Genomic DNA, 19,587 nt, shown 5'->3' with positions numbered 1-19,587 from the left:
GAAGCAGATTTTTTGTTGCAAAAAGAGAATTTCTGATTGATAATTAGGAAGAAATAATTAATTTTATCACCTCTTCTATTTAAATTGAAGTATCAATACCTTTTAATCAAAAAGAAAAATACCAATTAAACTTACTCAATCTGCATTAAAGCAGCATACATGAAAAAAATATTATTCTTAGCACTCGCGGTTTTTGCGTGCCATCCATTATATTCTCAAAAAACATATGCATTTTTCGGATCGTACAATTGGGATAAAGAAACGGAAGGGATTTATGTCTACGAATTGGATACCATTAAAGGTAATTTATCAAAAGTAACCAGCTTTTCAGGCATTTCTAACCCTTCTTTTCTTACGCTGTCACCTGACGGAAAATATATTTTCGCCTGTACCGAAAGCAAAACAAAGAACGGAGGAAGTGTGAGCAGCTTTGAATTTAACAGAGAAAATAAAACCTTAAAGTTTATCAATAGACAAAAAAGCGGTGGCGAAAATCCGGTTTATTTAACGGCTCATAGAAGCGGAAAATGGCTAGTGAATGGAAATTACACGGAAGGAAGTGTTTCCGTTTATCCCATTTCTGAAAATGGAAAAATTGAGGCCTACATTCAAAATTTCCAGTTTACAGAAGGAAGTATAAATTCTGGTCGACAGGAACGTGCACACATCCACTCGACTGTCTTTTCTCCTGATTTCAACTACCTGTTTCTTCCCGATTTGGGAGCCGACAAGATCAGAGCGTATCAATTTGATAATAAGAAAGCCCAGCCTTTATCAGAAGTGGAAATTCCTTTTTCAAAAACCATTCCGGGAAGCGGACCAAGACATCTTAGTTTTCATCCTAATGGAAAATTTGCGTATTGCATTGAAGAAATGGGTGGAGCCGTGAGTGTTTATTCCTACAAAGATGGAACCCTCAATAACCTGCAAAGAATTAACACTCATTCTGAAAAGTACAAAAATGATTTTGAAAGTTCTGACGTACATATTTCGCCTGACGGAAAATTTTTATATGCTTCCAATCGTGGAAATGAAAATAATATTGCCATCTTTTCCATTCAAAATGACGGAACTTTAAAAACGATCGGCTATCAATCTGTTAAAGGAAGACATCCGAGAACTTTCAGCCTTGACCCAAGCGGAAAGTTTTTAATTACTGCTAATACTTTAACCAGTAATGTGACTGTATTTAAAAGAAATGCAGAAACGGGATTATTGAAGAAAGTGGGTAAAAACATTAAGATTAAAAATGTTACGAATGTGCAGATAAGGAAATATTGATTTATCCTGAACCATTTAGAATGAATTAAAAAAACATAACAGATGAAAATATATATTATTGTAAAGAATGATATTCCATACAAATCCGTCCCGGTAATTACTGCACACGCTTCGTTGGCTTGCTACAGGAAATTTGAAAGTAACGAAAATATGATCCAATGGATACATGGAATATTCAGAAAAGTCGTTTGTATCGTTAATGAAACAGAATTTAATGCTTTAAAAACAAAGTTGATTTTGTGCTACTCACTGAATCTTCATTAAATAACAAGGAGAGCTTTGGCATTTTGTTCACGGGAAGAATATCCGAAAAAATTTAAGTTTCTGAAAATGTGGACACCACAAAATATTTGGTAAGATTCAGAAAAATAAAATGTAAAATTATCTCGTCACAGAATCACTTTTCTTAAAAGCATCAACAGGCTGATAAGAATCGTTTTTCTCTTTTTCTTTTTTATCTGAAATTAAAATTCCGAAAAGATGGTCGATTTCATGCTGGAAAATCACTGCGGTAAAACCTTCCACAATTTCTGAATATTTTTGTCCTTTCAAATCCACGTATTCCAGCTGAATCACTTTACTTCTGTAAAACTGATCTCTGAATTCAGGAATCGACAAATCCCCTTCCGGACCCAGATTTTGTAATTCTGATCTCCAGACAATCACCGGATTGATGAAATATTCCAGCGGTTCGCCTTGTTTGTCAAAACGTTGAACCCAGATCAGTTTTCTGTTAATTCCCACTTGCGGTGCTGCAATTCCCACTCCACCATCGGTTGACAGCAAAGATTCTTTCATTCTTTTGACTAAAATTGCCGTGTTTTTATCTAACGGATCGATTTCTGTAGACAGACTCAGCAAAGTTTTATGCTGATTCTCATCAGTTGTCTGATAAATTGGTAATGCAGAATTTACATCTCCTTGATTAATGATTGAAATCTCTTGGGAAGTCAATTTTTGAGCATTGATAAAACCGATGAAAAGGATGAAGAAAAGGGATAGGTTTTTCATTTTAGATAAAATATAAACAAATATAGCCAATGTCTTTTAAACACAAAGTTTGTCATTCTGACGAAGAAAGAATCTAAGCTATATTTTTAGAAATTCTTCACTCCATTTCATTTCGTTCTGAATGACAAACGCTATGTATAAAAAAACGGGCTTCCTTCGACACGCTCAGAATAAAAAAGCCCGTTCCTATTGATAAAATATTCTGTTTTTTAATAAGTCTTCGTCATATCACTCGGTATTATCAGATTAAAATCCGTTGGAATGTAATCTTTTTCCGGTACTTTCAATTCAGGATTTTCAGATTCAAAAACTGAAATTACCGTCATTTTTACATTTGGATTTTTCTGTTTGATGTACCAGTAAATTCCGCCGAATTCTTTGCTGTGATAATTTCCGTTATAATGGATAAACATTTTTCCCGCCTGAAGATTTTTCAGAATAGATTCCGCCATGGTTGCGTCTTTTATAGCTTGAGCGGAAATAAAATTCATCACTTTCATTTCTTCTGCATGATCGCCCATCATCTTTTTCATTTCAGGGTAACCGGGAGTATCTAATGTTACTTTTATTGGCAATTGGGCGATGTAGGTTTTCTCTTTTTCGGAAAGATTATTTAAAGATTCCAATCCTTCTTTTGCAGTCTGAGAAGCATATTTTCTTGGAATATTGGTGGCAATGAAATTCAGCTTTTTATCTTTAGCGAAATCAACCAACGGTTTGTAATCTGTGGTGAAATTATTCCACAAACGTGCCGAATCTTTCAATGTTTTAGCATCAAATTTTCCGCTTAAATATTGATTTAATTGTGACTGATTATCTCTTTCAAACATCTCAGCCCCTAAAATGAGCTGTCCGTTTTTTTGTGCAAACAAAGCCTCCGTAACTTTCAACTGGAGCCAGTGATTGATCGAACTGTTATGATTTTCACCAAAGAAAACAACATCGTAATCTGTCAGTTCTTTGACTAATTTTTCGGTCTTAATTTCCTTTCCTTTTTTATCATAAAATTGATACGCTTTGAAATTCTGGGCATTGAATGAGCAGAAAACAACAAGCAGTATGGTGATGAAAATATTTTTCATTTTTATTTTTTAAAGTTTTAATAACCAGTATATTTATCACTCCTAGGTATCTAGACATGAATATTTCCTGTTTTATCTCTAATAACTTTGATTAGATTGCTCCGGAATGACAAACTGTATGTATAAATTTTTGTAATTAAACAAATTTACAGTTTTACATTAAAAAAGCCGCCCTGCAAAAAACAAAACGGCTTAATAAAATCATCTAACTATTTATTTTTCTAAATCTGCTACAAGATCTTTCCACTCCTGCAGCTCAGGAATTCCTGGTTTTCTTTTTCCGAAGAACTGAACGATGAAATCTCCTTCTTTATTGAATACTTCGATAGCCGTAACTTCTCCGTCCTCAGTCGGTTTTTTCACGATCCAAGCTTCAGCGATTTTCGTTACATCAAGGTGTAAATTGAAATCAGGATCCATTACGTTGAACCACTGCTGATGCCAAAGCGTTTTCTTCACATTTCCTGTATGGATCTGGATAATTCCTCTGTTTCCAACGAAAATCATGATCGGAAGTTCTTTTTCAGAAGCATCTTCCAAAACATTTACCACTTTTGAGCTGTCTATTTTTTTAGTGAAACCTTCCGGAGCCAATCTCAATGCCTGGGTTCTGCTTACTCCAAATTTTCTTGTCATCATGAAGAAATCGTGAGTATCTTTCAATTCAGTCCAGGCTTTCTGGAAACCTTCAACATCAATTTCAGAATCAGCTTTTTCTTCAGCTTTTGGGGCAACTGTTTCAAATTCTAAAACAGGAGTTTGATCTTCAGCCTTGAATTTTTCAACAATAATCTCGAAAGCAGCTTCGTTGCTGTCCTTTGTTAAGTAAATCTTGTGAAGTGCCAAACCGTCTTTTCCGAAGAACTGAAAGCTTTTTCTATCCCCTTCCACTACACTGAAAACAAATTTCCAGTGGTTCAGGAAAATTCTCAAATCGATATCTTCACCTACAAAAAGCTGCGCGTGAGGACTGCTGAAATCACCATTAAGGTAGGTTCCTTTTCTCTCGTGAACGCATTCATCGTTACGTGTAAGAGCCATTACTTTTCCCAGTTGCTCTATTTCAGTAAGGATATTTTGAAATTCCGGCTTTAGAACCGTTACGCCTTCGCCTAGGTTAGTTGCCAATAATTCAGCTTCGCTTACGCCCAATTGGTCGGCAGCATTTCTTATTCTCAAATGCGGATTTTCCGCTTTTAGAGCTTCCCATTTTTCTTTCAGATCATTAACTAATGTGCTCATTATTTTATTTTTTTATGGTTAAAACTGTATAATTTCTTGTTATGGTTTCGTTTCCTGTTTTACTTTTCACTTCTTCTTCCTTTTCGGAGATTTTCATTCTTTTAAAATAACTTTTTGAAACGGTTTGTTCCATTTCGTCTGTATTATATAAAGTAAAATCAAATTGCGTGAAAGGTAATTTTTCCATGAAATCCCGTTGTCCGAAAGTCAGAACGAAAGTTCCGTTGTCTTTCAGCACTCTGTAGATTTCATTTAAATATTCAATCGGTTGCTTCCAGAAATAAACTGTATTTACGGTAAATATTTTATCGAAAGTCTGATCTTCAAAAGGCAATATTGTTCCTTCATACAAAACAAAATCTGCCTGATTTTTAAATTCTTCATTCAGTCTTTTGGCTTCGTCATGCATGGTTTCAGAAATATCAATTCCTGTATATTTTACGTTTTGAGCTTTATTTAAAATGCTTTTAACGTGACCTGCATTTCCGTGACCGATTTCAAGAATGGTTTCATCGTCTTCTATTAAAAGTGTTTTAATACTTTCCAGCGTCATTCCGATGTTGGTAGCATTCATCATTTCGCCAATTTCAATTCCTTTTGGTCCTTGAGGGTTGGCCAAATTCTGAGCTAATATTTTTAAGTCTTCTCTTTCCATATTATCCGAAAATAATCATTGGGTTACTGGTGATGGGATGTGGGCAAATGGTACAGGGAAAATTGTATGCTTTGCTGATATTTTCAGCCGTGAAAACTTCATCCGGCGTTCCGTAAGCAGCTACTCTACCCGATTTCATTAACAATATTTTGTCTGCATATTGTGCCGCCAAATTCAAATCATGAAGAACAACAACCGCTGAATTTGCCTTTTTAGTAAAATTTTTAATGATTTCCAACGCTTTGTATTGGTGTTTAACATCCAAATTATTCAAAGGTTCGTCGAGGAACATGAGTTTGTGGGTAATTTCGTTCTGTAACTGCGCCATCACTCTCGAAAGATGCACACGTTGCTTTTCTCCACCCGACAATGTATTGTATTCCCTGTCTTTCAAGTGATAAACATCCGTTTCGTACATCATATTGTTCAGCGCTTCATGATCTTCCTGTCTCGGTTGAGCATCGAAATACGGGTAACGTCCCATCATCACGACATCTTTCACCTCAAGCGGAATATCATTGCTGTTGTGTTGAGAAAATTTTGCTTTATGCTTCGATAATTCCTGAATATTCCAGTCGCTGATGTTTTTATCTTTAAATAAAATCTGCTGTTTCGATTTCACTTCATTCGCCAGAACACTTAACAAACTGGATTTTCCTGCTCCGTTTGGACCCACAATGGCTAAAAATTCACCGTAATTTAAATGAACATCAACTCCATCCAGAATATGGAATTCTTTATGTTGATAACTGATTTGATGTGCTTTAACCATTAGATTGATTTTTTAAATTTCAACAAAATAGCGATGAAAATCGGTGCTCCCATCATTGCCGTTAAAATTCCGATCGGTAATTCGGAAGGCTGTACAATGCTTCTGCTGATTGTATCTGCTGTTAACAATAAAATACTTCCGAAAATCGCGGATAAAGGCAAAATAAAATTGTAATTTGATTTAAATAAAAGCCTTAAAATATAAGGGACAATCAATCCTACAAAGCCAATCGTCCCTGAAAAAGCTACGCAGCTTCCGACCATTAATGATACGATGACGACGATTTGTTTTTTAAGCCTTTCCACATTAATTCCTAAATGCTGTGCATCTTTTTCGCCTAACATCATGGCATTTAAAGCTTTTCCCTTCGGTAAAAGAATCGCATAAGAAATTAATAAAACTACAGCCAAAACAATGTTTTTCGTCCAGGTTGCAGCGGCTAAACTTCCCATGTTCCAGAAGGTTAAATCTCTCAACTGTTCGTCTTTTGAAATATAAATCAGAAAACCGACAATTGAAAAACCGATGGCTGTAATGGCAACCCCCGTTAAAAGCATCATCACGACATTCGTCTTTCCTCCACTTGTGGAAATTCTATACACCAGCAGCATTGCCAAAAGCGAACCGATGAAAGCTGCAATCCCAACCAGCGAAAACTGTATTACTTCAGGAAGATACTCTCGGAAATACCCTCCTAAAACAATGGTAATCGCCGCCATTAAGGTAGCTCCCGCGGTAAGACCAATTAAATCTCCTGTTGCCAATGGATTTCTGAATAATCCCTGCAAACTCGTTCCTGACACCGAAAGCATACTCCCGATAAGAATCGCCATGATAATTCTGGCTGCTCTTACGTCCCAAACTACATATTTATCGCTCAATGACAACGTTGAATCTCCCATTATTACTTTTCCCAAGACTTCAAACGCAGATTTACCATCAAAATCGTAAACCCCGGTATTAAGAGACCATACTGCTATAATCGCAAGCAGTACGGTACTTATTGTAATGTAAACGTATAATTTACTTTGTGTTTTCAATTAAAAGTTTATTTAATCCTACAGCAGCCTCTCCTAATCTTGGCCCGAAACTTGAAACCAAGCCTCCGTCCATAGCGATAATCTTCTTGTTTTTACCCGCGTTTGTCTGTGAAACGCCCGGCATTTTCAAAGCTCCTTCATTACCTCCTGAACTTTCCAATCCGCTTGAGAAGAAGAACAGAACGTCCGGATTTGCTTTTACAACCGCTTCGGGAGTTAATGGTTTGAAATCTTCGAAATCAGTTACGGCATTTTGACCACCTGCAAGACCGATTAATGCGTCCATTGGCGTATTTTTACCTGAAACCATCAGCATATTTCCTCTTGCATAAATGAACAATACTTTTGGTTTTTTAGCAATCAGTTGAACTTGTTTTAAATCTGCATCGATTTTATTATTCAATTTCTGATAATCTGTATTTCCGATCGCTTTGGCTACGTCTGCGATTAATTTTTTCGTTCCGTCAACAGTAAATTCCTGCTTGAAAGTTTCAGTTTTAATTCCAGAAGCCTTGATTTTCCCCATTAATTCAGGGTTGATATCTTTATCAGATGCTAAAATCAATGTCGGAGAAACGGCCATGATCGGCTCAATTGTCATTGATCTCATATGACCTAAATCTTTTGCCGTAGCCTTCAGAGATTCAGGATAAGTGCTTGTAACGTCTGTTGCAACGATTTCTTTTTCGTGACCTAAAGCCGCTACGATTTCTGTAATTCCTCCGTTTAGTGTTACAATTTTATTGTTATTTTTTGGTGTTTCAGTACTTATTTCTGTATTGTTTTCAGTTTTAGCTCCTTCAGTTTTTTTGCAAGAATACACTGCGACCAATACTGAAGCTGCAAGTATGAATTTTTTCATTGTAGTATTATTTGATTTATAAAGGTTAGAATAATGGCTTGTATTCGAACTGAGGATGACCTCTTTCTCCTTTTTCATCAGTCATATTCTTGAATCTTAGCTTAAAGTAATATCCTTCTGCATCTTTTATCACATAAAAAACTGTACTTTTTACCTGAGATCCGGAAGGTCCCGCTTCTCTCCAATTGCCTCCAATTACACGTTGATCGTTATACACGAACTTAGACTGATCAATATCTGAAAATTTAAAATTATTATATGCATCAGCCCCTGTGGTAGTACCTGTAGCTTTCAATTCATAGGCTCCTGCACCTCCCAGATTATTAATTGTGATAAAATCTGCATACACGTAAGTTCCTAATCCTTCAATAACATTTGTAAAAACAGAGAAACCGATATCCCAATTTTTCTTTTCAGGCTGAATAGCCACTTCGTTATTATTGACTAAGCTTACAAAATTGTAATTATAAGCAGAGTTTTTAGTCACATTAAGTTCCTTGATATTCGTGGTTTCATCAAGTGATGCATATTTAACTTTGTAACCGTTACCCTGTCTTAAAACCTGTATTTTCATCCATCCTCTTGATTCTGAACCAGTATTAACAGATCCAGCTGCCACAGTACCAGTAAAAACTTTCACTCCCATATTGATAAGATAGATTCCATTTTCAGATGCATTGGCTTTTACTTCCTCTATAGCCGTATATCCAGAAGGTATATTCCCTTTCACATCATCAATATATCCTATATTCGCAGCGCTATATGGTCCAACTACAACCTCATTTGTTAAAGTTGCAACACTTGCCGCTGTCACTTGTTTGATATCTGTTACATCAGGAATTTTTTTTGCTGCCATTGCTACTGATGAATTTAAAATAACTTTAAACTCATTCCCTGCATAAAAAGCAAGATCCCAATCTGCTCTTTTCGTAAGAACCATAGAATTTGTCCCAAAATCGAACCATACCTGGTTAGGCTGAGTAGCTCCTCCTACTTTTGCGTCTACAGTAAATCCGTCTGTTTTAGGAACAGCAACCGGATCATCATTATCATTAATACACGATTGTGCAATAAATGCTCCTCCAATTAAAAGATAAAACAGTATTTTTTTCATTTTTAAAATTTTAGAAGTTATAGCCTAATCTTACAAAATAGCTTCGGCCGTAGAAAAGATTTAAATTAGTATCCGCAGACTCATGAACATTCCCTGAAATAGTGGTATCTCTAACCGATGATACATCAAAAATATTTTTAACACCGGCACTTACTTCAAAATGATTTTTAAAGAATGGCTGAGTCACAGTAAAATTCATCATGCTAAAATCGTTACGTTCACCAATTATATACTTAGAAGATGTAAGATCGGATACCAATGTAGGTATTTGGGTTTTCCCTGTATATTTATAAAATAAAGATAGTGTAGTATTTATTTTTGGAACAATATAGTTAGCGGCAACATTCGCTTCAAATGTGTAGTAGAAATCATCAGGTGACAACAGCCCTTCCTGATTTAAAACTCTTGAAATTCCATAATACGCAGCATTGGCAGATAAACTGAATGTCCCCTTCTGAGCTCTGAAATTGGCTTCAAATAAATAACTTTCAAAACGATCAATGTTAATATATTTAAATTTCAGAGGATTTGTATTAACCTGCGCCATTTCAATTCTGTCTTTTACTTTAAGATACGTTGCGCTTGCTCCTACCCCAAAATTCCATCCTGAATTTGTTATTATTTTTTTATCAGCATTTAGAGATACCGTCATTCCTGTTTCCGGATTCAAATCAGGATTTCCCTGGATATCATGATTACTGTCTACCTGATAGGTGTACAACTCATTAAAATTTGGAAATCTATTGGCGCTTCCTACAACAAGACGGACATTATCATTATCCGTTACTTTTGCTCTCGCTGTTAATGAATAATTATGCTGGGTATCAAACTTATCACTTAAAGCTAAACGATACCCCGGACGGATTGAAAGCCAATTAGCAGCATCCCATTCAATGGACATAAAATTAGCATAGTTGAAAATTTTTCTTTTCACATCGTCTGTGCCTGCAAAATTACCTGCTATATTCCCAGCAAATCCTGTTGTATGATCTAATTCATACCCAAGTTGGAAATCTACCTTATCATTATCCAGGAAGTTACTGAAAACTCCTCTGGAATACAAGACATCAGATTTGTTATAAGATTGGTATTCATTTAGATTACCTCTTACCTGTCTGTTTGGAATATCATAGACAAAATCCCTGTATTTTCTATCCTGAGTCTGGTAGGAAAAATCTCCTGTATAATTTATCGCCCCGAGTTTTGTCTGAACATTTAATTGATTAATATATCTTGTCGTTTTGTAATCTCTATCGGTAGAAATAAATGTCCTGTTACCTTCACCTAAATAAAGTTCCTTAACAATTGGATTATAATAATTTAGTTTTTCATTTAAAAACCCGAATTTGTAGAAAATTGATGTTTTATTCTTAGAATAACGTACAACACCATCAACATTTAAAACATCTTTTGGTTGCCACGCATATCCTCTTTTTTCGTCTTGCTCAAAATATTTATAACCTTCCTGGCCTCCTTTGAAACCTTGAAAATCATTATGATTGATGTTAGCCCCTACATACCAGTTTTCATTGATGTTATATCCAACATTTAAGTTCTGAATATGTCTTCCTTCCCCTTTTTTATATAAGTCGTATTCTTTACCTACAGTTTCTTCTTGAAGAAATGCATTTAAAGTTAGTTTTTTAAGACTGTTTTTCTTGGTAATAATATTGATAACTCCGGCAACAGCATTACTTCCGTAATCTACTCCCATAGAACCTCTTACGACTTCTATTCTTTCGACATTGTTTATATTTAATTTTGTAAGATCAATATTATTTCCTAAACCAATATCTCCCACAACCGGTATATTATCGATTAGGATTTTTGTATATTCTCCACCAAGTCCCATAAGATTTGCAGTTGAATTTCCCGAATTACGGTCTGATGTAATAAGAATATTTAAACTCTGATTAAGAACCTCCGCCACATTGGTAGCCGCCATATTCTTAATTTGTTCAGCATTAATAACCTCTACTTTGTAGATAGATTTATTAATGGACTGCTGCATATATTGTCCCGTAATAACAACTTCTTCTATCTTTTTCTGATTAAGAGAATCTTTTTCCTGTGCATTTATCCATAAAACGGCAGATAGAGACACAATAGAAAGTACTTTCTTCTTCATAAACTCATAAATTTTCGACAAATATAACGCTTTATTTAGAATAGTTAAAAATAAATAACTCTAAGTTCTATCATTTTTATTAATGTTAGAAAAATCGAATCTACTTTTATAAATCAATTCATCAATATTAAATTCATTTTTTATAAACAAAACAATTAATTGATTATCAATAAATTAAAACATAAAACAATCAAAGACCATTTCTTAATTGCAAAACTTTTTATAGAATTTTTCAGTAAAATTCGACCTGCTTATTACGAACTCTTGATATAAAACAGGACAAAAATCATATTTTTATTTAGAATGTTTAAAAATAAATATTTACTTTTGTGGAATAATTCTAAATAAACATAACGTTATGAAATTAAAACTACTTTTAGGGACTTTAATGCTTACGGCTATAACGGCTAATGCACAAGTAGCAACGATTAATGAAAGTTTTGAATCATTTACAACTGGTACAGGTGCAATTTGGCCACAGAATGGATGGTCAAAAGTTGCAACAGCAACCACACCAAGAGTTTATGCTGATGGGACTACGGATAAATACGCCCAATTTTACGGTTTTTTTTATACAGGAGTTGAAGCTTACTTAGTATCTCCTCAAATCGTTGCTCCGGATGGATCAAAATCTTTGACATTTACATTTGCGCAGACCTCAGGATCAGCAGGAGTTGGGACTATACAGGCAGGATTAATTTCTGAAAGTTCAACAACCGGAACTGCAGATTTCACCCCAATCAGTTCCGTATATACTGCTACATCGACTACAAAACAAACAGTAACGGTTACTGTTCCTGCTTCTTCTAAACAGTATATTGCTTTTAAATTTATAGGAAATGTGCAACATGCTGCTGTATTAATTGATGACGTAATGTATAACACAAGTTCAACATTAGCCGTTTCAGATAATGCAAAATCTAAAGAAGACGTTCAGTTTGCTGTAAATGCAGAAAACACAGCATTACAATTCGTAGCTAAAAAAGATCCGAAAAATATTGAAATTTATTCCGCGGGAGCTCAGAAAGTTGCCGGAGGTAAATTATCAGACAAATCATTCGATATCAGCGCACTGCAGACAGGCGTTTACTATATTATTATTGAAACTGCCGAAGGTTCAGTTGTGAAATCAAAATTCATTAAAAAGTAAGATTTATTAGACAAAACTTACGTTTTAAAGGCTGATGTATGATTTTCATAGATCAGCTTTTTTTGTATAAAGAATGCAGATATATTTAGTTGAACATTAAATTCTTTTTTTATATCTGAAGAGCAAAAAACAAAATAATTTATTTTTTATTTAGAATAATTAAAAATAATTATGTATTTTTGTTCATGAAATTATGAGATAGAATAATATACATTTATTAATTTATTCCTTTCATAATAGTCAAAATCTAAAATTTTAATACTTTCTATTTTTTCTAATAAAAGGCTGCTCATAAGTTGAACAGCCTTTTAGTTTTTATGCAGTCGTTTGGAAGATGGATACTGGAAGTTTACAAATACTCGCAAGAGAATTTCCCGCTTACCACTTCAAGCATTTAGCCTAAAACTACAACGTTTTATATCCTTTATAAACTAAAGTCGAGCTTTCCAGCATTTTCGAAACATCTCTACGGAAATCCAAAAGGTGATCCTGTCCGTTGTGACGGTTTAGATGTTCCTCACTTTCCCACAATTCTACCATGAAAAAAGTGCCTTTGTTATCTTTGTCTTCGATAAGGTCATACTGCAGACATCCCTCTTCTTTTCTGGTTTCTCTTACCAGGATCTGGAAAAGTTCAACTGCTTCCATCAAGTAATTTTCATTAAACTTGAACAGCGCCACTACGTGTATATTCATTGTTATTTTTTTAGTGGTGTAAATGTAGAATATTTTCGAAACCAAAAAGATAGTTGATACTTTTATTTTTCCACATTTAACACAATTTATAACTAAAAAACTGATTTATAAATCGTAATTGAACTCATGATAATAACCAGTATTCCGATCACTACAAACATACTTTTTACAGGAAGTTTTGCCGTGAGCATTGCAGAAAAAGGAGCTGTAAAAATTCCACCGATCAATAGTCCGAGAATAATGCTCCAATGTTGTATTCCCAATGTAAAAATGAAAGTAATGGCCGCTGTTAAGGTTAAAATAAATTTTGCGACCGTAGAACTTCCGACTGCAAATCTCGGGGTGAAAGAATTCTTGATTAAAGTTCCTGTCACCAACGGTCCCCAACCGCCGCCTGCAAAAGAATCGATAAAACCTCCGATAAGTCCTAATCTTGTTAAATTGGTTTTCCTTTTTAATTTTTTATCCTGCTTGTGTTTAAAAGCATTTGATAAAATCTGGATTCCAAGATATAAAGTGTAAAAAGAAATAATCGTTTTTGTGATTTTAGAATAATATTCACCAAGATACGTGAGAGAAACAGCCCCGATAATCGCTCCGATAACAGCAGGAATCGCCAGTCTTTTGACTAAACTTTTGCTTACGTTTTTCAGCTTGATATGACTGACACTTCCCGCAGCTGTTGTAAAACTTTCTGCAGAATGAATACTTGCGCTCACCGCATGCGGAGGAATTCCCAAAAATAAAAGAGTCGTCGTACAAATGACACCGTAGCCCATTCCCATTGATCCGGCTACAATTTCAGCCAAAACTCCGACCAGCATCATCCAGTAAAATATATAATTATCCTGCGCTAAAATGGTAAAAAGTTCGTCCAGATAGCCTAATTCGTACATGGAAAAAATTGTGATTGACAATATAGCGATCGTCACAAAAAACACATGAAGCCTGATTTGAATTTTTCTTGAAATCACCATTTCTGTTTTGTTTTAAAGATCAATTGGAAAATCACAAAATCATTACAGCTCCCACTGTTGAATTACTCGTCTCGTCGATCAAAACAGCATTTCCCGTTGCATTACTTTCCTCGAAGCTGTCAAAAACCAGTGGGGAAGCCGTTTTCAAACGAACTTTTACCACTTCATTTAGTTTTACACTTTCAGAAACCGGAGTTTTTTCTAAAGTATTGACATCTATTTTATATTCAATTTTTTTGATAATCGTTTTTAAAACCTTGCTTTTATGCTGAATAAAATATTTGTTTCCTTCGTTTAATTCTTTCTTGTCGAGCCAACAGACCACGGCTTCAATTTCATTTTCAACCTTCGGAAGATTTTCAGATTTAACTAAAAAATCACCGCGGCTGATATCAATATCATCTTCAATATGCAACACTGCAGGCTGGTTTGTAAAAACAGAATCCACTTCTTTTCCCCCTGTTTCAACTTTAGAAATTTTAGTCTGAATATTTTGAGGTAGCACGGTAATTTCGTCGCCTTTTTTGTAAACTCCCGAAATCACTTCTCCGGCATAACCTCTGTAATCATGCAGTTCATCGGTTTGTGGACGAATTACATACTGCACCTGAAATCTCGGATTTTCAAATTCCTTATTCTGATTAACTTCAACATTTTCCAGAAAATCCAGCAATGTCGAACCTTCATACCAAAGCATATTCTCAGATCGCTCAACAATATTATCGCCATGAAAAGCTGAAATCGGGAAATAATGAATATTTTCCAAGCCTAATTTCTTCGCGACCAGCTGATATTGAGCTTTAATATCATTAAAAACTTCTTCGGAATAATCCACCAGATCCATCTTATTGATCGCCACAACTACATTTTTCATCTTCAATAAAGAAGCAATAATCGAATGTCTTCGCGTTTGTTCGATTACGCCTTGTCTTGCGTCAATCAGAATGACAATCAGTTGGGAATTAGAAGCTCCCGTAATCATATTTCGAGTATATTGAATATGTCCCGGTGCATCCGCAATAATGAACTTTCTTTTTGGTGTCGAAAAATATCGGTATGCTACGTCAATTGTGATTCCCTGCTCTCTTTCAGCTCTCAAACCGTCCGTTAAAATCGCAAGGTCTACTCCGTTTTCATTTTTATTTTTTGATTGTTTTTCCAACGCTTCAAGCTGGTCGATCAATATATTTTTGCTGTCATATAAAAGCCTTCCGATCAGGGTACTTTTCCCGTCGTCAACGCTTCCTGCTGTTATAAATCTTAATATGTCCACGTGTAATTTAGTTATAAGTTATGAGTGATGAATGATGAGTTTTAAAAACTTCCCGCCTCCTTCTTCCATCCTCTATCCTAAAAATATCCTCCTTTTTTTCGGTCTTCCATCGCCGCTTCCGTTACTTTATCGTCGATTCGGGTTTCGCCGCGCTCGGAAATTCTGGAAGCTATAATTTCGCTCACCACCTCATCCAAAGTTTCGGCAGAACTTTCAACGGCTGCGGTACAAGTCATGTCTCCGACGGTTCTGTAACGAACTTTTTTGTTTACAATCGTATCATTTTCATCAATTTGAATAAAATCTGAAACCGCTATTAATTGTCCGTCAAACTCGATCACATCTCTGTTATGGGCAAAATAAATCGGTGGGAGCTGAATATTTTCTTTTTTAATATAATTCCAGACATCCAATTCCGTCCAGTTTGAAATCGGGAAAACCCTTACATTTTCTCCTTTGTTGATTCTTCCGTTGTAAATATTCCACAATTCGGGACGTTGCAACTTCGGATCCCATTGACCAAACTCGTCACGGACAGAGAAAAAGCGTTCTTTGGCTCTTGCTTTTTCCTCGTCTCTTCTCGCACCACCAATGCAGGCATCAAATTCAAACTCCTCAATAGTGTCAAGCAAAGTATGTGTCTGCAGCCAGTTTCTTGATGCAAATTTTCCTTTCGGCTCGGTTAAATTTTTAGCTTTAATCGTATCTTCAACTTTTCTTACAATCAGTTCAGCATCAATGCTTTCTGCCAAATAATCTCTAAACTGTAATGCTTCCGGAAAATTATGTCCTGTATCAATATGAACCAACGGAAACGGAATTTTCATCGGAGCAAAAGCCTTTTTCGCCAGATGAACCAATGTAATAGAATCTTTACCACCACTGAAAAGCAACGCAGGTTTTTCAAACTGAGCCGCAATTTCTCTCATAATATAGATACTTTCGGCTTCCAGCTGTTCCAGATAGTCTAGTTTATGTGTACTCATTTTTAGTTTAATTTTTTTAAATTAATGCGTATGTAAACCACATTCTTTTTGTGAACTTTCCCACCACCAACGTCCGGCACGGGGATTTTCGCCTTCCACAATCGCTCTTGTGCAAGGCTGACAGCCGACACTGATAAAGCCCTTTTTGTGTAAAGACAATTCCTGAACTTTATTTTGTTCTAAATAATCCAAAACATTTTGATAACTCCAGTGGATTAAAGGATTGTATTTGTATAACTTACGATCTTCATCCCATTCGATGATCGGCATATTTTCACGGTTTTCCGACTGCTCAGAACGTAAACCTGTGATCCAGACTTTCGCATTTTCCAAAGCTCTGTTTAAAGGTTTAACTTTTCGGATAAAGCAACATTCTTTTCTGTTTTCAATGGAATGATAAAAAGCGTTGATTCCCTTTTCATTTACATATTTTTCGACATCAGCACTTTCGGGAAAATAGACTTCCGTTTTTCTTTTGTACCTTGAATTGTTTTGTGAAAGTAATTCGTAATGTTCGTAGAAAAGTCTTCCCGTATCGAGCGTAAAAACCTTTATCGGAAGCTGGTTTTTAAAAATTATATCGGTAATCACCTGATCTTCCTGACCAAGCGATGTTGAGAAAACAACTCCCTCCGAGAATTTTGTTGAGATCAATTTCAATCCCTCCTCTGCTGAAAGTTGTTTCAGTGTATCTGCATCTTCCTTTGAAATCATAATTTATCCATTTGAAGTCATGCAAATATCAGATAAAATAATTATCCTACCAAAAAAGTAGACTAATTATTCAAAAAAAAGGATTTGGCTAATCCACCAAATCCATTAAAGTTCTTTTTTCCAAAATATTCAAAGAAGCATCACGAACCTCGATCAATACATCATGTAAACCACAATGATCTTCGCTGCAGTCATCACATTTTTCATAAAAATTTAAGCTTACACAAGGAAGAAGTGCAATCGGGCCATTCACCAGACGGATGATTTTCGCCAATTTCACGTTTTCAGGATTTTCCTTGAAAAAATATCCTCCTCCTTTTCCCTTTTTACTATCAAGGATATCTGCTTTTTTGAGTTCAAGCAAAATATTTTCTAAAAACTTTAAAGGAATTCTCTTTCGTTCCGCAATTTCGGAAATAAGAACAGGACCATCATTCCTCTTTTCTACAAGGTATGACAGCGCCTTAAAAGCATATTGAGATTTTTTAGACAGCATTACTACAAAAATAAGAAAATTGTTTGAAATGCGGAAAAGTGTAGCTGGAAGTTATTTTACAATGTTATTACTACCCTTTCCAACTTCCGACTTCCAGCCAAATCACTATATTTGTTCCATGTTCAGTAAACAAGAAGCACAACAGTTAAAAAAGGAATTTTGGACGGCTTTCGGAAAGTCTTTCCCACGAAAATGGATTTTGTATGACACAAAAATTAAAGATATGTCGTTCAAATTTTATGCGGATAAGAAAAAAGCGGAAGTTTCTCTGGATATCGAAATGAAAGACGAAGTTTTCAGAGATGCCTATTATAATAAAATATGGTCATTGGAGGATATTCTGAAAGATTTTATCGGAGATTTTACTAAAGAAGAATTTTATACGCTGGAAAACGGGAAAGTCATTAGCAGAATCTGGGTTGAAAAACACGGAGTTTCTATTTTCAATAAAAATACCTGGCAGGAAGCTTTTGAGTTTTTTGTAGAGAAGATGGATGGTTTTGAGAGGTTTTATTATGAGTATGAGGATTTTATAAAGGATGTTTAAAGTATATGAATGTTTTAGAAAAATATAAATTAATTTTTGTCAATCGACCTTACAGTTATCCGAATGAACAAGCTTATTTAGTAAAAGATGCTATTCATTATGTTGAAAATGATTTTTTAGGATATTTTCTAACGAAATTCAAAATAATAAATGATATTGATGAAATTGTTAAAGACATAGATTTTATTTTATCGGAAGGTTTTTACGATAGGGAATATTGTTTAGAAATTTATTTGGATTTTCTTGATGTAATTTATACAGATACCACAGCTTTATTTCAAGAGACAACTGGAATTTTAATAGAAGAAATTCCATTAGATGATTTAAAAAATATTCTTTTACACTGGAAAAGATTTATTCAAACTGAACCATTGGAAAAAACTAAAGTTGAAAAAAATTCTGACTTAATTTATTTCCTTAAAGAAAACGAAAAAGAAGATGAAATCGCTAAATTTATAGCCCAAATATACGGATCCAACTTTACCCTAATCAAATCATAATAAAATACCTATTTACGCAAAATCCGTAATATAAGAACTATAAATTTCACACAAAATTCAAACTTCCGTTTAAATATTTTCCGTATTTTAGTCAAACCAAAAAATATCATCAGGTATTTATTCATCATGCTTTTCAGCAGAATTCTCGTTGATATTTACTAAAATTAAATCATAAAATATTTAGATACAATGGAAAACAACTCGTTTATTTTCTCAGATGGAGCCGACCCCAAAAATGATTGCAGCCTACAAAAAAGCGCAGGAAACCTTTAAATATTTTTGGAGAGAATTGTCCTGGGAGCAAAGAAGAATCGTTCCGGGACTGAATCTTGCCTGTGTAAAAGCTTCTTTTTCCGAGACAACTGAAGACGGTAAAGAAATTGTAGAACACATGTGGATGAATGATATCCATTTTGATGGCGATAATGTAAGCGGATTTCTGATTAATGAACCTAACAGCCTGACCTCAATACAACCTGGAGATTATTTTGAAATGCCTTTGAACAAAATCAGCGACTGGCTTTTTGCTATGATGCCAACCCAGAAAAAAGCTAAAGGACTTTCGAAATTATTTTCTCCATCTTCAGAACCGATTCCGAAAGCGTATGGCGGATTTACCATTCAAAAAATGCGCGCAGATATGTCGGAATCCGAAAGAAAAGAACATGATGATGCGTGGCAGCTGGATTTTGGAGATTATAATGAAATTGAAGTCGTAAACGAACAAAAAGAAAATCCGGAAAACCTTATCGAACATCCGATGAGCAAGAATATGAAGGACAGTCTGATAAAATTTCTCAATGATTACCCCTCTGAATTAACCAATACCGATGAAAACGGATTTACCCTTCTTCACAGGGAAACTATTGCAGGTAACCGAAGTTCGGTAGAAGTTCTTTTAGAATCCGGTGCCGATAAAAATTTAAAAACCAACAACGGAAAAACAGCTTTAGATTATGCCAAGCAGCTTAATTGGGAACATTTGATCCCTGTTTTGGAAAATTAATCATACAGAGAAACTTTTGGGCTTCTCTTTTTATACAATTTTAAAAGAATATGCC

Annotated in this window: 21 protein-coding genes; 6 read left to right on the top strand and 15 right to left on the bottom strand. The window is 34.9% G+C overall.

What is annotated here, in order from left to right; genetic code table 11:
- Window positions 1–159: 159 nt before the first annotated feature.
- Both BUA89_RS02335 and BUA89_RS02330 read left to right on the top strand, forming a co-directional pair.
- A complete protein-coding gene (locus BUA89_RS02335) occupies window positions 160–1,281 on the top strand; it encodes a lactonase family protein (RefSeq protein WP_072953013.1) in 1,122 nt (373 codons plus the stop codon).
- Between the two features lie 42 nt (window positions 1,282–1,323).
- Complete coding sequence (locus BUA89_RS02330) at window positions 1,324–1,545, top strand: peptidyl-tRNA hydrolase (RefSeq protein WP_228420511.1); 222 nt, start codon at window positions 1,324–1,326, stop codon at window positions 1,543–1,545.
- Window positions 1,546–1,662: 117 nt separating this feature from the next.
- On the opposite strand, the gene BUA89_RS02325 is transcribed toward BUA89_RS02330, so the two are convergent.
- The 9 genes from BUA89_RS02325 to BUA89_RS02285 all read right to left on the bottom strand — a co-directional run bounded on the left by BUA89_RS02325 (window position 1,663) and on the right by BUA89_RS02285 (window position 11,187).
- On the bottom strand, window positions 1,663–2,292 hold the full coding sequence (locus BUA89_RS02325; RefSeq protein WP_072953012.1) for a peptide deformylase: 630 nt from the start codon (window positions 2,290–2,292) through the stop codon (window positions 1,663–1,665).
- A gap of 209 nt (window positions 2,293–2,501) precedes the next feature.
- Window positions 2,502–3,374 carry a ChaN family lipoprotein gene (locus tag BUA89_RS02320; RefSeq protein WP_072953011.1) on the bottom strand — a complete coding sequence of 291 codons (873 nt, stop codon included), beginning with the start codon at window positions 3,372–3,374 and terminating at the stop codon, window positions 2,502–2,504.
- 213 nt (window positions 3,375–3,587) lie between these two features.
- Window positions 3,588–4,616, bottom strand: coding sequence for a hemin-degrading factor (locus BUA89_RS02315; protein ID WP_072953010.1), 1,029 nt, complete (start codon window positions 4,614–4,616; stop codon window positions 3,588–3,590).
- 4 nt (window positions 4,617–4,620) lie between these two features.
- The gene (locus BUA89_RS02310) at window positions 4,621–5,271 is read right to left on the bottom strand and encodes a class I SAM-dependent methyltransferase (protein WP_072953009.1); all 651 of its coding nucleotides are present in this window, start codon (window positions 5,269–5,271) and stop codon (window positions 4,621–4,623) included.
- Between the two features lies 1 nt (window position 5,272).
- Window positions 5,273–6,043: a heme ABC transporter ATP-binding protein gene (locus BUA89_RS02305; RefSeq protein WP_072953008.1), complete on the bottom strand. Its 771-nt coding sequence runs from the start codon at window positions 6,041–6,043 to the stop codon at window positions 5,273–5,275.
- A complete protein-coding gene (locus BUA89_RS02300) occupies window positions 6,043–7,083 on the bottom strand; it encodes a FecCD family ABC transporter permease (protein WP_072953007.1) in 1,041 nt (346 codons plus the stop codon). Before BUA89_RS02300 ends, BUA89_RS02305 begins: the two co-directional genes overlap by 1 nt.
- Window positions 7,067–7,945, bottom strand: coding sequence for a heme/hemin ABC transporter substrate-binding protein (locus BUA89_RS02295; RefSeq protein ID WP_072953006.1), 879 nt, complete (start codon window positions 7,943–7,945; stop codon window positions 7,067–7,069). The genes BUA89_RS02300 and BUA89_RS02295 overlap by 17 nt, the downstream gene beginning before the upstream one ends.
- A gap of 25 nt (window positions 7,946–7,970) precedes the next feature.
- A complete protein-coding gene (locus tag BUA89_RS02290; protein WP_072953005.1) occupies window positions 7,971–9,059 on the bottom strand; it encodes an HmuY family protein in 1,089 nt (362 codons plus the stop codon).
- A 10-nt stretch (window positions 9,060–9,069) separates the two neighbouring features.
- Window positions 9,070–11,187 carry a TonB-dependent receptor plug domain-containing protein gene (locus BUA89_RS02285; protein WP_072953004.1) on the bottom strand — a complete coding sequence of 706 codons (2,118 nt, stop codon included), beginning with the start codon at window positions 11,185–11,187 and terminating at the stop codon, window positions 9,070–9,072.
- A gap of 358 nt (window positions 11,188–11,545) precedes the next feature.
- Between BUA89_RS02285 and BUA89_RS02280 the strand changes: the two genes are divergently transcribed.
- Complete coding sequence (locus BUA89_RS02280) at window positions 11,546–12,337, top strand: T9SS type A sorting domain-containing protein (RefSeq protein ID WP_072953003.1); 792 nt, start codon at window positions 11,546–11,548, stop codon at window positions 12,335–12,337.
- Between the two features lie 405 nt (window positions 12,338–12,742).
- Here the strand turns inward: BUA89_RS02280 and BUA89_RS02275 are convergent, their stop codons facing one another.
- The 6 genes from BUA89_RS02275 to BUA89_RS02250 all read right to left on the bottom strand — a co-directional run bounded on the left by BUA89_RS02275 (window position 12,743) and on the right by BUA89_RS02250 (window position 17,479).
- The gene (locus BUA89_RS02275; protein WP_072953002.1) at window positions 12,743–13,033 is read right to left on the bottom strand and encodes a putative quinol monooxygenase; all 291 of its coding nucleotides are present in this window, start codon (window positions 13,031–13,033) and stop codon (window positions 12,743–12,745) included.
- A 92-nt stretch (window positions 13,034–13,125) separates the two neighbouring features.
- A complete protein-coding gene (locus BUA89_RS02270; RefSeq protein WP_228420510.1) occupies window positions 13,126–13,929 on the bottom strand; it encodes a sulfite exporter TauE/SafE family protein in 804 nt (267 codons plus the stop codon).
- 112 nt (window positions 13,930–14,041) lie between these two features.
- Window positions 14,042–15,283: a sulfate adenylyltransferase subunit 1 gene (locus tag BUA89_RS02265; protein ID WP_072953000.1), complete on the bottom strand. Its 1,242-nt coding sequence runs from the start codon at window positions 15,281–15,283 to the stop codon at window positions 14,042–14,044.
- Between the two features lie 77 nt (window positions 15,284–15,360).
- On the bottom strand, window positions 15,361–16,269 hold the full coding sequence (cysD, locus tag BUA89_RS02260; RefSeq protein ID WP_072952999.1) for a sulfate adenylyltransferase subunit CysD: 909 nt from the start codon (window positions 16,267–16,269) through the stop codon (window positions 15,361–15,363).
- Window positions 16,270–16,290: 21 nt separating this feature from the next.
- Entirely contained in the window at window positions 16,291–16,983 is a 693-nt protein-coding gene (locus BUA89_RS02255; protein WP_072952998.1) for a phosphoadenylyl-sulfate reductase, read from the bottom strand.
- Window positions 16,984–17,071: 88 nt separating this feature from the next.
- Entirely contained in the window at window positions 17,072–17,479 is a 408-nt protein-coding gene (locus BUA89_RS02250) for an RrF2 family transcriptional regulator (protein ID WP_072952997.1), read from the bottom strand.
- Window positions 17,480–17,597: 118 nt separating this feature from the next.
- Here BUA89_RS02250 and BUA89_RS02245 point away from each other — a divergent pair, with 118 nt between their 5' ends.
- The 3 genes from BUA89_RS02245 to BUA89_RS02235 all read left to right on the top strand — a co-directional run bounded on the left by BUA89_RS02245 (window position 17,598) and on the right by BUA89_RS02235 (window position 19,532).
- Window positions 17,598–18,026 (top strand): DUF4268 domain-containing protein, encoded by a 429-nt coding sequence (locus BUA89_RS02245; RefSeq protein ID WP_072952996.1) that lies wholly within the window; start codon window positions 17,598–17,600, stop codon window positions 18,024–18,026.
- A gap of 5 nt (window positions 18,027–18,031) precedes the next feature.
- Window positions 18,032–18,526, top strand: coding sequence for a hypothetical protein (locus tag BUA89_RS02240; RefSeq protein WP_072952995.1), 495 nt, complete (start codon window positions 18,032–18,034; stop codon window positions 18,524–18,526).
- A gap of 235 nt (window positions 18,527–18,761) precedes the next feature.
- The gene (locus BUA89_RS02235; protein ID WP_317043372.1) at window positions 18,762–19,532 is read left to right on the top strand and encodes a DUF2314 domain-containing protein; all 771 of its coding nucleotides are present in this window, start codon (window positions 18,762–18,764) and stop codon (window positions 19,530–19,532) included.
- Window positions 19,533–19,587: the final 55 nt, after the last annotated feature.

It is taken from the genome of Chryseobacterium arachidis, assembly GCF_900129245.1.
Lineage (GTDB): Bacteria > Bacteroidota > Bacteroidia > Flavobacteriales > Weeksellaceae > Chryseobacterium > Chryseobacterium arachidis.
This window is presented reverse-complemented; position numbering and strand designations above follow the sequence as displayed.

Coding starts and splice junctions, on each gene's coding strand:
- BUA89_RS02335 (WP_072953013.1), top strand. CDS start 160: ATGAAAAAAATATTATTCTTAGCACTCGCGGTTTTTGCGTGCCATCCA.
- BUA89_RS02330 (WP_228420511.1), top strand. CDS start 1,324: ATGAAAATATATATTATTGTAAAGAATGATATTCCATACAAATCCGTC.
- BUA89_RS02325 (WP_072953012.1), bottom strand. CDS start 2,292: ATGAAAAACCTATCCCTTTTCTTCATCCTTTTCATCGGTTTTATCAAT.
- BUA89_RS02320 (WP_072953011.1), bottom strand. CDS start 3,374: ATGAAAAATATTTTCATCACCATACTGCTTGTTGTTTTCTGCTCATTC.
- BUA89_RS02315 (WP_072953010.1), bottom strand. CDS start 4,616: ATGAGCACATTAGTTAATGATCTGAAAGAAAAATGGGAAGCTCTAAAA.
- BUA89_RS02310 (WP_072953009.1), bottom strand. CDS start 5,271: ATGGAAAGAGAAGACTTAAAAATATTAGCTCAGAATTTGGCCAACCCT.
- BUA89_RS02305 (WP_072953008.1), bottom strand. CDS start 6,043: ATGGTTAAAGCACATCAAATCAGTTATCAACATAAAGAATTCCATATT.
- BUA89_RS02295 (WP_072953006.1), bottom strand. CDS start 7,945: ATGAAAAAATTCATACTTGCAGCTTCAGTATTGGTCGCAGTGTATTCT.
- BUA89_RS02290 (WP_072953005.1), bottom strand. CDS start 9,059: ATGAAAAAAATACTGTTTTATCTTTTAATTGGAGGAGCATTTATTGCA.
- BUA89_RS02285 (WP_072953004.1), bottom strand. CDS start 11,187: ATGAAGAAGAAAGTACTTTCTATTGTGTCTCTATCTGCCGTTTTATGG.
- BUA89_RS02280 (WP_072953003.1), top strand. CDS start 11,546: ATGAAATTAAAACTACTTTTAGGGACTTTAATGCTTACGGCTATAACG.
- BUA89_RS02275 (WP_072953002.1), bottom strand. CDS start 13,033: ATGAATATACACGTAGTGGCGCTGTTCAAGTTTAATGAAAATTACTTG.
- BUA89_RS02270 (WP_228420510.1), bottom strand. CDS start 13,929: ATGTACGAATTAGGCTATCTGGACGAACTTTTTACCATTTTAGCGCAG.
- cysD (WP_072952999.1), bottom strand. CDS start 16,269: ATGAGTACACATAAACTAGACTATCTGGAACAGCTGGAAGCCGAAAGT.
- BUA89_RS02255 (WP_072952998.1), bottom strand. CDS start 16,983: ATGATTTCAAAGGAAGATGCAGATACACTGAAACAACTTTCAGCAGAG.
- BUA89_RS02250 (WP_072952997.1), bottom strand. CDS start 17,479: ATGCTGTCTAAAAAATCTCAATATGCTTTTAAGGCGCTGTCATACCTT.
- BUA89_RS02245 (WP_072952996.1), top strand. CDS start 17,598: ATGTTCAGTAAACAAGAAGCACAACAGTTAAAAAAGGAATTTTGGACG.
- BUA89_RS02240 (WP_072952995.1), top strand. CDS start 18,032: ATGAATGTTTTAGAAAAATATAAATTAATTTTTGTCAATCGACCTTAC.
- BUA89_RS02235 (WP_317043372.1), top strand. CDS start 18,762: ATGATTGCAGCCTACAAAAAAGCGCAGGAAACCTTTAAATATTTTTGG.